Genomic DNA, 16,792 nt, shown 5'->3' on the forward strand with positions numbered 1-16,792 from the left:
ACGCATTGCGCAACACCGTCGAACGAGGCTTCAACCGACTCAAGCAGTGGCGCGGCATCGCCACCCGCTACGACAAGTACGCCCTGACCTACCTCGGCGGCGTTCTGCTGGCCTGCGCCGTCATCCATACCCGCGTCGGCACCCCACAATCGGGAGACACGCCCTAGCCCGAGGGCCAGACCGATACCGAGTGCGACGGCGAGTCCTCCGACCCGGCCTGCGGTAGACGCCAGCGGCCACGTTCCAGCGCCGCGCAACGTCGGCCACGGTGAGCGCGCGTAGTTGGTGTCGGCTGGCTGGTTGCACGGCGCGCCTTTGCCATGGTGGAGAGCCCTTTCGTGCGACCCCCCGCTGCCGGTACCGTAGTCAGGCGATTACGGTTTGCGCAAACAATTGCGCCGTCGGGAGGGAAATCATGCGGGTTCCTCGCGCAGTGGCGGCATTCAACCGCCGGGTCACCAATCCACTCGCGATGGCACTCGGCGGATGGGCGCCCACCATCGGGACTCTCGAACACGTCGGACGCAAGTCGGGCAAGCGGTATCGGACGCCGCTGAACATCTTCGACACCGCCGACGGCTACGCCATCCTGATCGGCTACGGTCTCGAATCGAGCTGGGTCAAGAACGTCATGGCCGGTGGGCGTGCGACTGTACACAAACACGGCAAAACGGTCGCGGTCGGCGATCCCCGGTTGGTCAGCAAGGCCGAGGCCGAACCGCTGGTGACGTCTGCGCGGTTGCTGTACCGGCTGCATCCCTACAACGAGGCGGCGCTGGTGCTGACGGCGAGCTAGCGTCCTGAGTCGTTAATTTGGCGGCAGCAATAATTGCTGACCGCGCCGTCGCGGCGGCAGTCGAACGCCGGGTCATCCTCGGGCACAACGAGACTCACCAGCACCAGCACCAGGCCCAGCACCTTCGACTGGCTCGACGGGTGCCGGGCCTTGTCACGGCGGCGCTGCCGGTGCCTGCCCTGGTAGCCGAACCACAGCCGGTAGCCCGCGCCGACCAACACGCCGACCGCCAGCATGCCGAGGAACGGCAGCGCGACGAACTGTGCCATCTCAGTCAGCGGCAATCACCTGCCTGCTGCCATGACGCGAGCAGAGTCTCGGACTCTTCAAGCTCAATCAGCCGCGCCTGAATGTCATTGATATGCGGCAGGATTGAGCGCAGTGCACGCAATTCCTCTGTCAGAGCTAGCTTCTCCTGCCGGATCGCCAGCAGTAGCTCGGCAGCCGAATGGCCGGTGCCGTTGATGGCAGATCAGCCTCGGCGCAGCAGACCCTAGCTTTGGCCGGTGCCCGACACCGACCCGCTGCTGACTGTCACCGAGGTGGCGCGGCGCTGGCATGTCTCGGTGCGCTCGGTGCAGCGGTGGATCGCCGACGGCAAGCTGCCCGCCATCCGCCTGCCCGGCGGGCAGTACCGCATCCGCCAGTCCGACGCAGATGCCGCTGAGAGGCCCCCAGATCAACGCTGACGGCTCGGGACACCGGACCCGTGCGATTGCCCATGGGGCAGTCGGCAGCGGGGCACTCAGAGCCAGGGGGGAGGGGAAGGGCTAGGGGTGTCGGAGCGGGCGCGGCACGCTCTGGTGTTTCCGCTGCTTGCACGCATAAACGTAGAATTTGGGTATGGCGCACTCGTCTGCAGCACGAAAAGTGCTGCGTGAACTGGATAAAGAGCTCGCTGCCGCGTCGGCGCGGCGGGGTCAAACACGGGTATGGAGTGCCCAGGAGAAGGCGATTTTGGCCCAGATTTCGTCGATTTTGGACCGAAAAACAGAGTTTCTGGAGCTTTATGAGGCCGCCGAGGACACCAAGACCAAGCTGAAGATCAGCGCGGAGGTGCGGCTGCTTGAGCAGGCTGCGGCGCGCTTGATTCGGGGGATCAAGACAGATATCGAGCCGGCGCCGAGTCTGCGGACGGTCAAAGCCAGGCGTGCAGCTCGAGCACGTTGGGACCGCGATGCCCACAGGATTGACGCCGACTCCGACGCTGGTGGATACCAGCTGCCCGGGGTGTATGCCACGCTGCTGGCCCAAGAGCGGGCCGTGGATGGCCGGCCGGATCCGCGGTACGTGTTGATGGACGAGTCGGATCGGCCGCCGCTCGAGCAGCAGGCGCGGGAGCGGTCGGCGTTGTTGCCGCGGCTACAGGCCGGCCAGCCGGTGATCGTGCCCCGGTGGCGGCTGGGCGGGCACACCATGCCGACACCGGCGGATGTGCCGATGTTTACCGACAGGGCTATCCGGTGGTACAAAGTCACCGCGGATGACATCGTCACCCCCTCCGGTGCGGCACCTGTCTGACTCGCTCGACGACCGACGCGAGTCGGGCGATCCGCCCGACCGCACCCACGTTCTTCGCTCCCCAGTCGGCCAGCGGCGCCAGTTCACCATCACCGTGTACGTCGCCGGCCTATACGGGAGGCTGCGAGATCACGAACTTGACCGGATCAGCCGGCCAGACCCGCGCTGGTTCCTCGAGGGCTTCGGTGCCGGTGAGCTTGAGCGTGCTCCGAGGGATAAACCGATCCTCAACGTTTCTGCGCGGACTGCTGGTGAACCCGTCGTGGTGCCGCGGTGCATGCTGGGTGGTCACGACATTCCCGAGGTGCGGGACTGGCCGGTGTTCGCCGCTGGCCGGTGTTCGCCGATTGGATGGTGCGGGAGTCCGTGGTGTCGGCCGACGATGTGATCACGCCGACCTGACCGCGGCCCCAATGACTGGGCGGATCCGATCGCACGCGGCTGCTCGCATCTGGTCTCCTGGGCTAACGTCGACGCCAGCAAGATAAGGAGAGACCTGATGAGATCAGGCAGGGACATTCTGCGTGATATGCCCCGCGGCAACGAGCCCACCAGGCGGCAGATTGACCGCTGGTCAGGTGGCGGTGCCCGGCGGCGCAGCGACGACGGCCTGTGCTTGGCCATGACGAAGTTCCATGACACCCCTATTTTGGAGTGCGCGTTGCGCGCCGGCCACCGGGGTGACCACCGGGATGTTGACGGCATCACCTGGTCCGAGGAAGAAGCCATCTACTAGGGCCGAACGAGAACCCAGAAAACAAACCGAGTACGGCCGGGTCCTCGGAGCCAAGTGTGCCGGTGGGCGGCGACGGGCGGGGCGGTGGCGATGGTGCCAGAGCCCGAAACACCTACTTCGGCTTCTGTCCCACGCAGTGCCAGTTGAGCGTGAGCAGTTTCTCTTCCTCGGCCTGAATGTAGGACTGGCTGTTCGCGTGCATGCGTTGCATCAAGTTGTCGGTCTTCTTAGGGATGACGTGCAGCTTCGCAAGAAACTTGAACGCCGCCTCGTACTTGTCGAACAGGGCGACTTCCTTCTTGATCAGTTCCACAGCAGGCCGGCCCACCGAGGACACGAGCTCGAAGCCGGCGGCGCGGTAGATATCCTCCCAGTACCGGTAGTACCAGAATCCGCCGAACACTGTCAGCTCCCGGGTGTGCTGAATCAGGGTCCGCTGGCGCTCGTTGTCGCGGTCGTACGCGTCGAGCGCAGCGACGTCGTCGATGACGAACCGCCCACCCGGCTTGAGGACACGGAAGACCTCCTTGAAGGTGAACCCGTGGTCACTCACGTACGTCATCGGCTGGATCGCGTAGACGGCGTCGAACGATTCGTCATCGAATTCGAGCGCCTTGTTGAAGTCGCCGACGGCGAAGTTGGCCTGTGGCAGGTTCGGGTTCCTCCAAGCCTTTTCGATCTGTGAGCGGTCGAGGTTGATGCCGTATGGCGTCGCCCCCGTCAGCTCAGCCATGTGCTCGGCAATGGCGCCACAACCACACCCCAGGTCCAGCACCTTCTGCCCGGCTGTCAGGTTGAGATCCTCGGCGACGATCCGCTCGAAAAGGATCTGGTTCTGCAGCACCGACTGTTCCGAGTCGATCGTCGGCGGCATGTACATCTTCTCCACCGAACCCAGCGTGCACAGCAGGTGGATGACCTTGTACAGCTCGGTCAGCTCGTTGCTGCTGCCTTGGGGGTACCCGTTGAGCGGCAGACCTCGGTCGTAGTCCGCCCTGGTGTTCTCTGGTGAGTCGACGAACAGTTCATCATAGGAACGCATGTAGGCGTGATAGTCGTCGTCGCTGATCCTGAGCAGCCCCCACAGGGCTCCAAGTCGGTCGCGAATCGTCGTCGGCTTGTGTTTCACGTCGCCCCTCGTTGTTTGTGGAAGCGCTGTAATTCATCACTGTGGCGCTTTGGCCTGGGCCGGTTTAGCCGCCGCCTCCGGCAGGCTCCCGACTAGGCAATCGATCACAGATTAGTTCTTTCCGTTGAGCTCGTTCGTAGTTCCTACGAGGTCGATGGCTACCCGCTCGGTAGGTGGGTGGGTCCGAGGAAGAAGCCATCTACTAGGGCCGAACGAGAACCACGAAGAGAAACCGAGCACGGCCGGGTCCTCGGAGCCAAGTGTGCCCCGAGTTGGCTCATCCTAGTGTTCAAGTTGTGCGCTGATCTTGGTGATGGCTTCGCGGACGTCGTCGGGTAGCGGGTCGGCGGCGGTCAGGATTTGTCGGCCGGCTTTGATTCTGATGGTGCGGTAGCGGCGTGCGGTGCGGACGAATTTCTTGATGCTCCAGCCGGTTTGGTGCTCGAGTAGTGGCTGACGGCCATCGCAGCGGCGACGATGCTTAGGCGGGCTTCGATGGATTCGCGCAGGTGATGATAGATCGGCCGGGCCTGTAGGTCGTGCTTTGACATCCGGAAGGCCTTCTCAATATGCCACAACTGGTGATACGCATCGATGACGAAGGTGGCCGGCTGGCCAACCAGGTTGGTCGTGTATCCCTTCCAGCCCGCCAGGCCGCGGGTCTTGGCCTCCAGCGTGCGATTGACGCTCTTGGTCGCCCCGGTCAGCTGGATGTAGCGGTTGCGCTTGACCGGCGCGTGCCCGTCGACGGCGCGTTGGGCCTTCGCGACTTGTTCGTCGATGCCCCGCAGGGTGCGTCGCGCCCGGTCGTGACGGAATTGGTGGTGCACCACCCGATCGGGGATGCCGCGGGCCTTCTCCGCTGAGGTCGCCGGCCAGGGCTGGGTGAGCACCAGCCCGTCGGGGATCGCCTCACCGGGGTGTTCATCACGCCATTCGCGCACCACATCGGGCAGAAATGGAATCCGGGTACCCAGCACGAACGACAGCTCGGCGGCTTGCAGCGCGACCTGGTTGGCTTCGGAGATCATGCCCGCATCGGCGACCACGGTGACATCGGAAAGTTGGTGTGCGGCCTTGAATGCGTTGATCACCGGCAGCATGGTCGCGGTCGTCGGCCTTATTGCCCTCGAATGCTTGCACGGTCAGCGGGAACCCGGCGGCATCGGTGAGCAACCCGAGGGTGATCTGCGGTTCCAGCCGGCGTCCTTTCGAAAATCCCGGTTCGCGGAAGCCGTCTCCGGCGTCGGTTTCGAAGTACAGCGTGGAGACGTCGAACAACACCAGCGACGCGGGTCCCAGCCCGGCGCTGGCCGCGCACGCCGCGGCCAGCGCTTGGCGCCAACCCGATTGGGCATAGCCACGCAGCCGGCGCTTGACCGTGGCATACGACGCTGGTGCCGCGCCGACCTCACTGAGGACCCGCTCAGCGTCGATCTTGCTGCTCGGTTCGATGATCCGCGCCAACACCAGATCACGAAATACGTTGTCGTCGTTGGTGGCTGCTTGGAATCCTAGGACCTGATACGCCGCGCACAATGTTTCCCACAACGTGGTCATCTGCGAGGACAAGATCGGCAACGTGCCCGGTTCCAGGTGCCCGGAGATCCCCAGGTCCAGCTCGGTCTGCCCGGCGGCCAACCGCTCGGCCGCCGCGGCCTTCAGGGCCGCTAACTCGACCTCATCATGGGCCGAACCGAGGTGCTCGATCGACCGCGAGCCCTTGCGCCAGGACCACACGACCTGGACCGCGGTGGCCCCGACGAGGTCTTCACAGTCCGCACGTAGGCCATCCGGGCAGCTTACGACCAGATCCTAGTGTTCAAATTCCGCCCAAACCGACGACAAAACACGAGTTCAGAACGCTGTGCCCACGTCAATACCCGAAATGTGAGCCAAGTCAGGTCAAAGCGCGCTGCAAGAAGATGCGCATTGCGAGGCGGGCACCGAATATGGGGGATCCAACCGCGGCCCTACCCGGCCATCCGGGCAACCTCCGACGCAAAAGAGCGGGTGAGTTTCCTCATTCAAGGAAGAATATACGGTCTAGCGTGGCAGCCACTCTGGATAGCTCGAACCCGGGACTGACACGATCGGGTCTGGCCAAACTGACGGCGTCAGGGACATTTCAACCTGTTCCGCGATCACGGTCGTATCTCCATAAGCCGTTTTTCCGCTTTGGACGTTCGGCTTCATCCATTGGTGATCTGGACCCATGTTCTTGATGTCGAGCAGGTCAGATTTGGGAACCAATCCGAGGCTCATCAGCCAGGTGCAAACCTGCGCGAGCGAGACAGACACCTTATAGCTGCCACCTTCTCTGGCGCGGCGCAGCAAGGCAGACTGTATGCCGGTCGCCAACATCCTGCCTGCGAAGAAGTCGCAAATGACGCTGACGGCATTTGGAGGGGCCGGTTGATCTGGTGTTCCCGTTTCCGTGAACAAGCCAGTGAGTGCCGCGCCGTTAAAATCGAATCCAGGCATCTGCGAATAGGGGCCGGGCACGTTCAGCTTGATGCTGCCTTGGATAATGCCGGGGCGAAATTCGGCCAGTTGCTGTGCCGAATATCCCTCGCGGTCTGCCAATCCTGGACGCAAGTTCTCCACAAAGACATCTGCCTCCTTGATCAGCTTATAGACGTCATCGCGCTCCTTGAAAGGATCGATGGCCGCGAAGCGAACACCCGTAAAGCAATTCAGGATAAAGGTTAGTTGCTCGTACCAATCCACCGGATGGAGGTTCAGGCAGTCTGCGCCAGCACCAGAAAGCAGTGATTGGCAATGCGGACCGGCGACGACATGCACCATGCTCAGGGAGCGAATGCCGGAAAGGGGACGATCGCCGCCAGGAAGCGGCTTCGGTGCGCTGTCACCGACCTTCTCGATGTGAATGATTGGCGTGCTGATGTGCGCCGGCCACTGCTCCGATTCCTGAAACTCTTTTGGGGTGCGAACCTTGGTGATCGGAACCATGGCCGAATTGCCCATTGCCTCCCATTCGTCGGCGGTGCGCTTGATCGACGACGCAGCCAGCTGCTCTTGAGTGAAGCCCGAATTGAAGATCAGGTCCTGCTTCAGGAGCTGGGACGGATAATTGGCGTCAACCATGATCCAGCGTTTGTCGAGCGTCGGCAGAAAGTGACAATTGACATGTTCACCGAATTTGCTCATTTGAGCTATGTAGGATCGGCCATTTACAGTGCAATCATTTACCGCGATATCCTGCCATTTGCTATGGATGGCCCAGGCCTTGCCCAGGTCCACATGAATGTCCTGGCCTTGACCCGTTTTCTCCTGATACAGTAACGCGCTGGCAATCGCATTGGCGGCACCCACCGCAGCCCCGCCGGCTCCGACCTTGAGCACGGTCGGGCGGACCGGATCGAGGCCGGCAAATGTTACCTCACCCTTTAGGTCTGCCCGGTTGAGACCGGCATCGGAAAGCAAGTTGTCGATGACCTTCAACAGGTCATCATGGTTTTCGACCGTTTGATCAATTTTCATCGGAAACCTCCCAGTTGAGCTGACATCCTGCCTGCGAAAAAAATCGCCAATGACGTCAGATCGGGCGCAATCAAGTTTGAACCGTGCATTCGCGCCCATCTCCCATTTCTTCGTTATGCTCGTGGATTGTCCTTCAGCCGATTTCGACTCTGCCGTCCTCGAACACTTCGATCGGATCGCCGGTATTGACCGCCTCCAGGAAATCGTCACCTAACAGGTCAATGGTGATAATGCGGTCGTTCATCCAGATATCTGCCATCAGAAGCCCGCCAATCGCCAAGGAGTCGACGTGCTTGGAGAACAGCATTGCCTTGGGCGCAAGCCCCATCTTGGCCACGCCCATGAGGACGAAGCCGCCCGTCGTTGAGCCGATGGTCTGGGGCAGGCAGAGAATGGCCCCGTTCAGGTCCTTGTTGTAGAGATCCTTGTTGTCTCCATCGGTACAGATCGCTTTGTCCGTCACACCGCCGATAACGTTGGCTTTGTAAGTGGAAAGCGTGTTGAGTCCGATGTGTGAAACCATCGCCGATCCCTCAATACTACCGGGAAGAATCGGGCGTCCGTGGAAGGATTTCTTATCCATTTCATTGATCCTCGTAACGTTTCGATTAAATCGACTTTAGTTATAGCTTCGGGTTAAGCTAAGCGAAATTGCTTTATCACAATCAGGCCGCACCGTCGGGAATCTCGCCCGTGAGGACAATCTCCACGATATCCTCGTCTTTGAAGAATCGCGCGTTGGTGTACTCGCGGGACTTGTTCGAATTCGTGACCGCGAACTCCGTCTTAGTGATGCCCGGCATACCCAGGAACGTGAGTGGACAAGTATTGGTGAATGTGATTCCGGCGCGCATCATGTCGCGGACCAGCTCGGGGTGTTCCTCGAGGAAGTGATTCTTCACCAGCGGCGAGCAGAGAAGATGCAGCGGAATGGCCACTCTTTCCTGGCGTCTGTTGGCAAGCGCATGGGTGACCGTCATGCCCCAGTCGTAGAGCTGGTGGAACGAATTGTGCGGACAGCCGACAAAGGCCCGCGTGGGTTTAGCGTCCTTCTTGGTCCACAGATTGGGATAGTTCTTACGAACCCGTTCGATCTCGGCATCATCAACGACGTAGGTCTGGTAGCCTTCGACGAGCAGATCGCGGCCATGTTCAATTGCGTCGGGTGTTATGTTTTCGACGTGATAAAGACCTACCGCCCCGTTGGTGGCGGTCGCTGCGCCCATGTCCTTAAGCTTGCCCATCGAGACACCGTCCACCTGGCCCAGGTACTTGTCGACACCGGCAATGTAAGGCACGTCCTCCATCACCTTCATGCCGATGGCGCCGCCAAGCACGGACCAAACCGGTTCACTCTCGGTTCTCACATCGATCAACCACTTCGCCTTGCGCCCCTCATCGGTCATCAGACCGAAATAGGGAGCCTTTCCCAGTATGTTGCACAGCATCTCGATGCCGCCGGAATTGCGGTTCGAGCGTGAGCCCAGAACAGAATTGGAGTAGTTGACCGCAGACGATTCAGACCAGGCCAGATAGGTGCCTTTTGCTGGTGCGTTCCCCACCTCGGGCCAGTAGCAGGCACAGCTCCAATAGTTGTAGTTCTTTGCACCCAGGCGGGTATGAACCTTTTCAATATCAGTCTGAGTGCTAAACATTGCTTGAAGTTTGAACTGTTGCTCCGGATCGGTCTCGACATTGTAGAAGTCATACGGCCGCGGATTGATGGTGTATTCAGCGTAAGACTTCAGGCCCGCGTCGGCACACTCGTTGAGAATGTCGATAACGGGCGTAACGGCGGGAGTACCGCCCAGGAGAACCGTGTGCGGGTGCCCCCCGAGGTCCACCAGTTTGGTCGCACCGAACGCTTCGCCGTAGGCGACAACCGTCTTCATCACCTTGGCCAGCACCTCGCCCTTCTTGCCGTCCATGACGTCCTGCTCATCCCGCGTCAGCGTCATCTTGTGCGGTGGGGCGCTAGGATCATGCGTGACGTCGTCGCGGGAGTGGCCGGTGCCGGTGCACATGGCACCGTGGGGATCCGCTCCAATCTCGAGAAATTTGTCGTACTCCTCATTACCCGTCAAAAGCGCTACGTCCGTCGTGGCAGCAGTTGACTTCGTCGTTTGGCCTGTTGAATTTGCCATGTGAGATTATCCTCCGTTTGTCAGTTCCGTTTGTTCGCTTATGCCGTGATGATCGACATTGTCGCAGGTGATCGATAGCTTTAGCTGTAGCTGTTCCCGCAGATTTGCGCTCCTGATTGCTCCAACATTTCCGCTCTCGGTCGGACGTTTGTAATGGTTCGGGGAGGAGCGGGTGCGATCTCGACGGCTGCCCGCCCGCGCCAGACTTTCGAGGTTCTTGGTGAGCGTGAAACGGCAGTTAAATCGCCACTCGAGGCGGTGAAATAGGCGGTCGGTGCGACGCGCGTCGAAGCTGCGAAAAGTGCCCTTGATCGCGCCCTTGAGATTGCCGAGCCGGGTGTTCGCCCAGTGCATCCGCACAGCCTTCAGTCGAGCGCCGCAAGTAAAGACCGGCATGCAGCTCCTGATGGCCTCTGACTTGACTGATGGTAGTCGAGACTGCGTCAAATCAGGGGGCACTTTAAGTCGCTTGCTGAAGAAAAGGAGGCGATGAGAATCTAAGTGCGAACTCAATCTATCAAGATCAGGCGTGCTTCTCGAAGACCTGGCGCAGCTCATCCTCTCTCCATCGACAGAAACGTCTTGAGAGCCCGACCAGTCTGGCTGAATTCTTTCAATCTAGCAAGAACCTTGTCGCCTTGCGAACCAGCAGGAACAGAGCGGCGCCTGCGGCGGCTGGCCCGCACCCTCACCACCTGGCACGATGAGTACCTGGCCAACTTCAGCACCGGCCGAATCAGCAACGGCCCCACCGAAGCGGTCAACCTTCTGACCCGACTTAGGACATTTTCTGGGGTTGCCTAGGCGGATCGGTCGGCATTGTGTTCTAGTCTCGCCCTGGTGGACACGCCAAAAGATAGGGCCGAGGGACGAGCCGCGGCCACGCCCGAGGACCGAGCGACGCTGCTGGTCGCCGCGGCCTCCGGGGCCGTCGCGTTTGCGGTCGGCTTCAACTTCGGTGCCTTTGGAGAGGTGTTCTTCAATCAGGCTTTCACGGTGTGGGTGATCGCCACGGTGGTGTTCGTCGGATCCGTCATCGCCGATCTTCCACCGCACACGTGGCTGCGGCGGCTTGTCCTGCTTGTGCCGTGGTTGTGGCTGCTGGCGTCCTGGGTCAGCAATACATTCGACCTCGAGTACGTAGATCGTCGCGTCGTGACCATCGTGACCCTGATCGTGACCGCCCTCGCCATTCCCTACCTGGGGTGGGTCCTCGTCACGGTGATCTACCCCGACTTCGCAAACCTCTCGCGACGGCACAAGGGTGCCGTGCTGGCGACGATCGCCGTCTTCCTCGTCGTGGGCGTGTTCTTCGGTGCGAACAACGACGCAGTGCTCACGTGCGACGATTTCAAGGTCAGTGGCAATGATCTCCCTGACAACTGCCTGACGACCCAACAGCACTGACCGACGATCAACGCGGCGGCCTCCCGCGTCGGTCAGGCCGCGCTAGATGGTGGCGTTATCGCTCGTGGTGAATGGCCATTAGTACCCGTTCAAGTGTCTTTCGACAATTCGCTGCCATCACCGCCTCACGACATTTCACGATGGTTGGCGCGACGAGCAGTTGCCCGATGGCACGCGCTCATGCACGCCGCCGACGTGGGATGGTTTTGTGATGAGTCGAAACCCCCGACTGCTACCCACCACCCGAGTCGAGGCGTTCTCGGACGGCGTGTATGCGATCGCCGTCACGCTACTCGTCTTGGAGCTTGGCGTTCCCGAATCATCCGAACGGCTGCTGGAAAAACTGGCCGATGATTGGCCCTCCTTTCTGGGTTACCTGGTGAGCTTCTCGTTCATCGGTGGCTCGTGGGTAGCCCACGTGAAGCTGACTCGTTCGCTGTCGGCTGTTGACGACGTCTTCGTCGGGCTTAACCTGCTAAAACTGCTTTTCGTGAGTTTCCTGCCGTTCACCACGAGCGTGATGGCCAATCATGTCGCCGACGCGAGCCAGCGTCCGGCTGCGGTCCTGTTCGGCCTGAATCTGACGTTGGCAAGCGCCATGAGTCTGGTGCTGTCCGGTTATGCGATCCGGGTCCAGACTCTCGTGCGCGAGGGGGAGCACCTGGAACTGCGAAGGCATCTGCGGGAGCGGTGGCCATTCTTCGTGATGCTTGGGCTCTCAACAGTTGTCGGTGCGTTCCTGCCCGTCGTCGCGGTGATCTTCTATCTCGCGATATCGGCGTTCATGCTGATTAGACCTCTTCTCCGGCTGAACCTAGCGAATCGGACACAGACGTCAACGGGACCGCGACCGGGTTCGGGGTGATCACCAGTAGCCGCTTGGGGTGCCGATGACCTCAGGGAGAAAACCTGTATCCCAGATTCATACCCGACGGCACCGTGATCCGGACACTTCCGGCCCGCCGCGCGTCTGCCTAGGTGAGCGCTCGGGACGATCGTCTTGGAATTGTCTTGGTAGCCGGCGGCAACTCTCAAAAATACATTTTGTACTGCATATATGCTGGTGCGCGATACTGGGATTGAACCAGTGACCTCTTCCGTGTCAGGGAAGCGCTCTCCCGCTGAGCTAATCGCGCCGGGACAACATTTGAGGTGGAGACGGGAATCGAACCCGTGTGCACGGCTTTGCAGGCCGTTGCCTCACCACTCGGCCACTCCACCGCTGGGGTTGATGCCACTGCACCTTCGAGCGGATGACGGGATTCGAACCCGCGACCCTCACCTTGGCAAGGTGATGCGCTACCAACTGCGCTACATCCGCACACAACGGGCGAGATCGTCGTCCGTTGCGAAGCGCAACGATAGTCCACCCGGTGAGGCGTACACAAATCCCTTGCTCCGCAGGCCCCCAGGAGCCTCAGAACAGCGTGTACGCCTGCCGCGACAGCGTGAATCCGTGCCCGTCGGAATTGGAGCACCGCATGCCCGACGGCTCGCTGGTGCAGCTCATCCCGCCGCCGGCTTGGAACTGGTCGTACGGCAGCGGCGGACCGCTCTGCAGGGTGGTGTCGCCGGCGCAGACGAAGCTCGCAGGCCCGTTCGGTCCCAGCGTGATGCCCTGCCCGTAGTCGGTCAAGCCGGGACAGTCGGCGGGGCGGGGAGGGGGAGTCCAGTCCCGTTCGGCGATGTCGCAGCGCAGCAGGTCCTCGGCGATGATTCAGCCGATGTTGCCGCTCGGCGAGGTGAAGCCGACGAGGTCGGCGCCGGCGGTCGGGGCGGCGAGCAGCGCTGCTGTCGCCGGGCCGGCGAGGGCCGCGCCGCACCAAATGGATCGCGCCATGGCGGCGAGGCTACCGGCGAAACCCCTGGCGAGTGCCGTGAGCGTAAAAATCGGTGACCAGCGGATTCCCGGGTCGACCTGCGCGCGTGCTAGTCTTCTGCCTCGTTCGATTCGTCGGAAGCCCGGTCTCGTAGCTCAGTGGGAGAGCGTCCGCCTCACACGCGGAAGGTCGCTGGTTCGAACCCAGCCGGGACCACCAGGTCAGAGCACATTTTCACTCCGCGTGCCCCAACGGAATCTCTGCGGTGCCAGCGGCAGCGTTGTTTGAGGGCCGCTCCCGGACCGACTGACACCGACGCACGCCAAGGCCCGCCAACGGCTCGAGGACGCCGCCGATCGGATGGCGCGCGAACTGCTGCGGACACCGCGACCCTTGCCGTAAGCGTGTCGGTCATGTCGGTAACCGACGGGTGAGCGTCCCGCCCGGGCGCTTCCGCGCGCACGACAGGCCCCGGGGGCGCCGCGAGGTTCATACGTCGGGCAGGCGAACCGGCAGATGAGTCGGTTCCGGGATCTCCCGGTTGATCCCAGGGATGGGGGTTGTGCCCACGGCGTCCGGCCGCAGGCAAACGCGGATCCGCGGCGCGCCGGGTTCAACTGGGACCTGGAAGACAGCCAAGCGATTTCCGTGTGAAAGCTGTGCGTGCTCAACAGCTTTACCAGCACGTGAATTTCTTACACCAGGCCCCAAACGCCTCCGGCGGGACACGACCTCTGCTATATGTGGTCCGCGCCGATACACGAGATCAAACTCTGTGCGATGCGTATTGGGGGCTCGGATGGCCAGTGTGCGCAGGTTGAAGAACTCGGCGACGGCTCGCCGCCAGACAGGCCGACATCGTGCCACGGGCGGGCATTCTGGGTTTTCCGCGTGGTTCGCCGCAGGTGCTGTCACGGTAGGTGTCGGTGCGGCCCTGGCCAGTGGCCAGGGGGTCGCTGTCGCGTCGACGGGCGATGACAGCGATCGCAATATCAGCGCCGAGGCTGCCGGCGGCGTCGCGGACTCCGGGCCGGAGGTGGACACGCGGGATTCGGCGGCGTCGGGCCCTACCGGCGCGGATTCGGCGCAGAAGGCTTCCACCGAAGACGACGACGAAGACGACGTGGATCTGGACACCGCGTCGGCGATCGCGAAAGACGAGGCTGCCGTCACCGCCGACGACGAGGAGTCCGACCCCGAGGCCGAGTCCGATGCCGAGATTGCGGGCGCCACCGCGGACGGCGTGGAATCGACCGCGGTCGCCGTTGCAGATCCTGCCACCCCGGATTCCGATGCCGGCTCGGCGGCCTCCGATCCGGAGGTGGCCGACAGCGAGGACACCACACCGACCGTTGTTGTGGCACTCGAGACCACACCGGACCTGTTGGGTCCAGACTCGCAGGAGTATGAGGCGACGGGCTCCGAAGAGCGCCCGGATCCCATCGAGGCGGAGCCGGCCTCGGAGTCGACGATCGCCGACGTGGACAGCGTCGATCCTGTCGATGCCCGACCGCTCGGGGACGTGGCGGACACATTGAGTGCCGCACCCGAGGTTCCGAGGCCAACCGCGGTGGCCTACGTTTCCGTCGAGCCGACCGGCAACGGGGCGTCGCAGGCGGTGGCCGTAGTCGACGATCCGGTGCCGCCGACGGCAATTCGGGCTCTGCTGAGGACACTGGGCATCAGCCCGGTTGCCGGTACCGGCAGCCCGGTGACGCCGGTGAACAGCCCGCTGTTATTCACGATGTTGGCGTGGGTGCGCCGCGAGTTCGAGCAGACCTTCCCCGGTCCGACCGCACAACAGCTCGGTGCGCTCATCGTCGGCCCCCAGGACACCGTCGCCGCCACAGCAGCCCTGGTTCAGAGCCCCAACCTGCTGGTCAATCCCGGCGCCGAAGTCGGCGACCCGTCACTGTCCGGATACAGTTCGGTGACGGTGCCTGGCTGGACGGTGACCGGCACCCCGACCGTGATCGAATACGGCACCCTGCGCCGGCTGCCGTGGCCTCTCGGATCGCCGGGCCCGACCCTGCCGGCCTTTCTCGGATTCCCGAGCACGCGGTGTGCACCCCCCGACAGCGGCGAGCAGTTCTTCGGCGGGGGAAACGTGGCCACGTCCACCCTCACTCAGACCGTCGACCTCAGCGCCGCGGCGTCCGACATCGACACCGGCGCAGTGCCCTACACCCTGAGCGGATGGCTCGGCGGCTTCACGTTGGACCCGTCGGCGGCCTCGGTCACCGTGACCTTCCTCGATGAGAACCAGCTGTATCTGGGCACCGGCCGGCTCACGCCGGTCACCGTGCTGGATCGCTGGCTTCAGACCGGGCTGCTCGAACGTGAGACCACCGGGACGATCCCGGTGGGAACCCGCAGCGCGCAGGTCGTGGTGACCTTCACCGACTGCAACCCCGCCCCCGGCAACTACAACAACGCCTACGCCGACAACCTGTCGTTCACCGTCGGCGCTGACCTGCCGGCCCCGCCGCCACCCGCGCCGCCGGTGTCGACGGTCGGCCAACTCGATCACGTGTTCATGGTCTACCTCGAGAACAAGGGCTTCACCGACATCGTCGGCAGCCCCAATGCGCCGTACCTCAACAGCATCATCAACGCCTACGGATTCGGATCGAACTACTACGCGCTGACCCACCCCAGCCTCCCGAACTACTATCCGATCCTCGGCGGATCCGACTTCGGGATCAACTACAACTGTCCCGCGAACTGCGTCGACGAGCCCAACCTCGCCGATTCCATCGAGGCGGCGGGCTTGACGTGGGCCGGCTACGCGCAGAGTGGGGGTGGCTACGCCGTGGCGGACAACCTGCCCTTCCTCGGCTTCAGCGACATCTACAACGACCCCGCCCGCGTCGAGGCGCACTTGTTCGACCTGACGCAGCTGGCAGGGGATCTGGACGTACCTGCCGACGCCCCGAACTTCGTGTGGTTCGCGGCCGACGACGCCACCAACATGGAGGGTCCGACCAATACCCTCGTCGGAATTGTCCAGTGGGCGATCAGTCAGCTCACGCCGCCGTTGCTGGGCGGCCATCAGTACAACGTCGCGGCGGGCGACAAATGGCTACAAGACACCCTGCCCATGATCTTGAGTTCGCCGACCTGGCAGGATCCCACGCAGAGGAGCGTCATCGTCATCACTTTCGACGAGGACTACAACAACCTGTCATTGGGCATCGGCAACCAGGGCAACCACATCACGACCGTCGTCATCCCGTCACCGGGGGCCGTGAACGCCGGGATGCGCGACGGCCACTTCGTCGCCGACGACCACAACAACCACTACAGCCTGCTACGCACCATCGAAGAGGCCCTTGGGCTACCCCCACTCACCAACAACGACCGATACGCCCAGCCCATGAACGAGTACTGGGTGTAGCAGTCGGGCACACTGATCGCGATCTCGAAGCACGCACCTACCACGGACTTCCTCGGCGCCGGCGACGGGAACCGAACCGGGTAGCGGATTTGGAATGTCTCCTCAACGGCCACAGGCAAGTTCTTGTTGCGGCTCACGTGCCTGACGCTAGCCTCGAACCTGACTCGGGCCACAATTTTGATTAGTTGAGCTTGGCAAGCTATTCATGTGGGGTTTTGTTCGGCGTCGGTCCGGAATGTGTGCACTAATCGTGGGGTCGTAGGGTGCGTCGGTGGCCTATGTGCGCACGGTGAAGACGGCGTCGGGAGCGACCGCGGTGCAGATCGTGTGGTCATCGC

General features: G+C 62.3%; 16 protein-coding genes, 4 tRNA genes and 2 pseudogenes. 10 read left to right on the forward strand and 12 right to left on the reverse strand.

All coding sequences use genetic code 11. The features are described 5' to 3' along the window. Window positions 1-167, forward strand: a pseudogene (locus JDV09_RS25420) (IS5 family transposase); the annotation flags it as partial. Between the two features lie 248 nt (window positions 168-415). Next, a complete protein-coding gene (locus JDV09_RS25425; protein ID WP_221371917.1) occupies window positions 416-796 on the forward strand; it encodes a nitroreductase family deazaflavin-dependent oxidoreductase in 381 nt (126 codons plus the stop codon). Here JDV09_RS25425 and JDV09_RS25430 read toward each other — a convergent pair. Beyond that, window positions 793-1,065, reverse strand: coding sequence for a hypothetical protein (locus JDV09_RS25430; protein ID WP_221371918.1), 273 nt, complete (start codon window positions 1,063-1,065; stop codon window positions 793-795). The two genes, JDV09_RS25425 and JDV09_RS25430, sit on opposite strands and share 4 nt — an antisense overlap. 237 nt (window positions 1,066-1,302) lie before the next feature. On the opposite strand from JDV09_RS25430, the gene JDV09_RS25435 reads away from it, so the two are divergent. From JDV09_RS25435 to JDV09_RS25445, 3 genes are all read left to right on the forward strand, one after another. Then, a complete protein-coding gene (locus JDV09_RS25435; RefSeq protein ID WP_308124244.1) occupies window positions 1,303-1,485 on the forward strand; it encodes a helix-turn-helix domain-containing protein in 183 nt (60 codons plus the stop codon). A gap of 154 nt (window positions 1,486-1,639) precedes the next feature. Beyond that, window positions 1,640-2,317 carry a hypothetical protein gene (locus tag JDV09_RS25440; protein WP_221371919.1) on the forward strand — a complete coding sequence of 226 codons (678 nt, stop codon included), beginning with the start codon at window positions 1,640-1,642 and terminating at the stop codon, window positions 2,315-2,317. A 499-nt stretch (window positions 2,318-2,816) separates the two neighbouring features. Further along, window positions 2,817-3,053, forward strand: a complete 237-nt coding sequence (locus JDV09_RS25445) for a hypothetical protein (protein WP_221371920.1) — start codon at window positions 2,817-2,819, stop codon at window positions 3,051-3,053. A gap of 112 nt (window positions 3,054-3,165) precedes the next feature. On the opposite strand, the gene JDV09_RS25450 is transcribed toward JDV09_RS25445, so the two are convergent. The 6 genes and pseudogenes from JDV09_RS25450 to JDV09_RS25475 form a co-directional block, all read right to left on the reverse strand. Next, window positions 3,166-4,182, reverse strand: a complete 1,017-nt coding sequence (locus JDV09_RS25450; protein ID WP_221371921.1) for a class I SAM-dependent methyltransferase — start codon at window positions 4,180-4,182, stop codon at window positions 3,166-3,168. Window positions 4,183-4,464: 282 nt separating this feature from the next. Then, window positions 4,465-5,975, reverse strand: a pseudogene (locus tag JDV09_RS25455) (IS1634 family transposase). Between the two features lie 253 nt (window positions 5,976-6,228). Next, window positions 6,229-7,785 (reverse strand): CoA transferase, encoded by a 1,557-nt coding sequence (locus JDV09_RS25460; protein ID WP_221371922.1) that lies wholly within the window; start codon window positions 7,783-7,785, stop codon window positions 6,229-6,231. Between the two features lie 34 nt (window positions 7,786-7,819). Beyond that, on the reverse strand, window positions 7,820-8,269 hold the full coding sequence (locus JDV09_RS25465; protein WP_221371923.1) for an aconitase X swivel domain-containing protein: 450 nt from the start codon (window positions 8,267-8,269) through the stop codon (window positions 7,820-7,822). Between the two features lie 82 nt (window positions 8,270-8,351). Further along, window positions 8,352-9,830 (reverse strand): aconitase X, encoded by a 1,479-nt coding sequence (locus tag JDV09_RS25470; RefSeq protein WP_221371924.1) that lies wholly within the window; start codon window positions 9,828-9,830, stop codon window positions 8,352-8,354. A gap of 6 nt (window positions 9,831-9,836) precedes the next feature. Then, window positions 9,837-10,184: a hypothetical protein gene (locus JDV09_RS25475; RefSeq protein ID WP_221371925.1), complete on the reverse strand. Its 348-nt coding sequence runs from the start codon at window positions 10,182-10,184 to the stop codon at window positions 9,837-9,839. Window positions 10,185-10,331: 147 nt separating this feature from the next. On the opposite strand from JDV09_RS25475, the gene JDV09_RS27575 reads away from it, so the two are divergent. From JDV09_RS27575 to JDV09_RS25490, 3 genes are all read left to right on the forward strand, one after another. Then, on the forward strand, window positions 10,332-10,634 hold the full coding sequence (locus JDV09_RS27575) for a transposase (protein ID WP_221371926.1): 303 nt from the start codon (window positions 10,332-10,334) through the stop codon (window positions 10,632-10,634). A gap of 36 nt (window positions 10,635-10,670) precedes the next feature. Continuing rightward, a complete protein-coding gene (locus tag JDV09_RS25485; protein ID WP_221371927.1) occupies window positions 10,671-11,237 on the forward strand; it encodes a hypothetical protein in 567 nt (188 codons plus the stop codon). A gap of 211 nt (window positions 11,238-11,448) precedes the next feature. After that, complete coding sequence (locus tag JDV09_RS25490; protein ID WP_221371928.1) at window positions 11,449-12,102, forward strand: TMEM175 family protein; 654 nt, start codon at window positions 11,449-11,451, stop codon at window positions 12,100-12,102. Window positions 12,103-12,298: 196 nt separating this feature from the next. Here the strand turns inward: JDV09_RS25490 and JDV09_RS25495 are convergent. The 5 genes from JDV09_RS25495 to JDV09_RS27340 all read right to left on the reverse strand — a co-directional run bounded on the left by JDV09_RS25495 (window position 12,299) and on the right by JDV09_RS27340 (window position 13,077). Beyond that, window positions 12,299-12,373 (reverse strand) — tRNA-Val (locus JDV09_RS25495). A gap of 14 nt (window positions 12,374-12,387) precedes the next feature. Next, a tRNA-Cys gene (locus JDV09_RS25500) sits at window positions 12,388-12,458 on the reverse strand. 27 nt (window positions 12,459-12,485) lie between these two features. Next, a tRNA-Gly gene (locus JDV09_RS25505) sits at window positions 12,486-12,558 on the reverse strand. Between the two features lie 96 nt (window positions 12,559-12,654). Then, window positions 12,655-12,954 (reverse strand): DUF6636 domain-containing protein, encoded by a 300-nt coding sequence (locus JDV09_RS25510; protein WP_308124247.1) that lies wholly within the window; start codon window positions 12,952-12,954, stop codon window positions 12,655-12,657. After that, window positions 12,955-13,077 carry a hypothetical protein gene (locus JDV09_RS27340; protein WP_308124245.1) on the reverse strand — a complete coding sequence of 41 codons (123 nt, stop codon included), beginning with the start codon at window positions 13,075-13,077 and terminating at the stop codon, window positions 12,955-12,957. 124 nt (window positions 13,078-13,201) lie between these two features. On the opposite strand from JDV09_RS27340, the gene JDV09_RS25515 reads away from it, so the two are divergent. Further along, window positions 13,202-13,276: transfer RNA gene (locus JDV09_RS25515), tRNA-Val, on the forward strand. Window positions 13,277-14,093: 817 nt separating this feature from the next. Next, window positions 14,094-16,454 (forward strand): alkaline phosphatase family protein, encoded by a 2,361-nt coding sequence (locus tag JDV09_RS25520; RefSeq protein WP_308124246.1) that lies wholly within the window; start codon window positions 14,094-14,096, stop codon window positions 16,452-16,454. Window positions 16,455-16,792 lie beyond the last annotated feature (338 nt).

Source organism: Mycolicibacterium xanthum (assembly GCF_019710635.1).
In the GTDB taxonomy this organism is placed as follows: Bacteria; Actinomycetota; Actinomycetes; order Mycobacteriales; family Mycobacteriaceae; genus Mycobacterium; species Mycobacterium xanthum.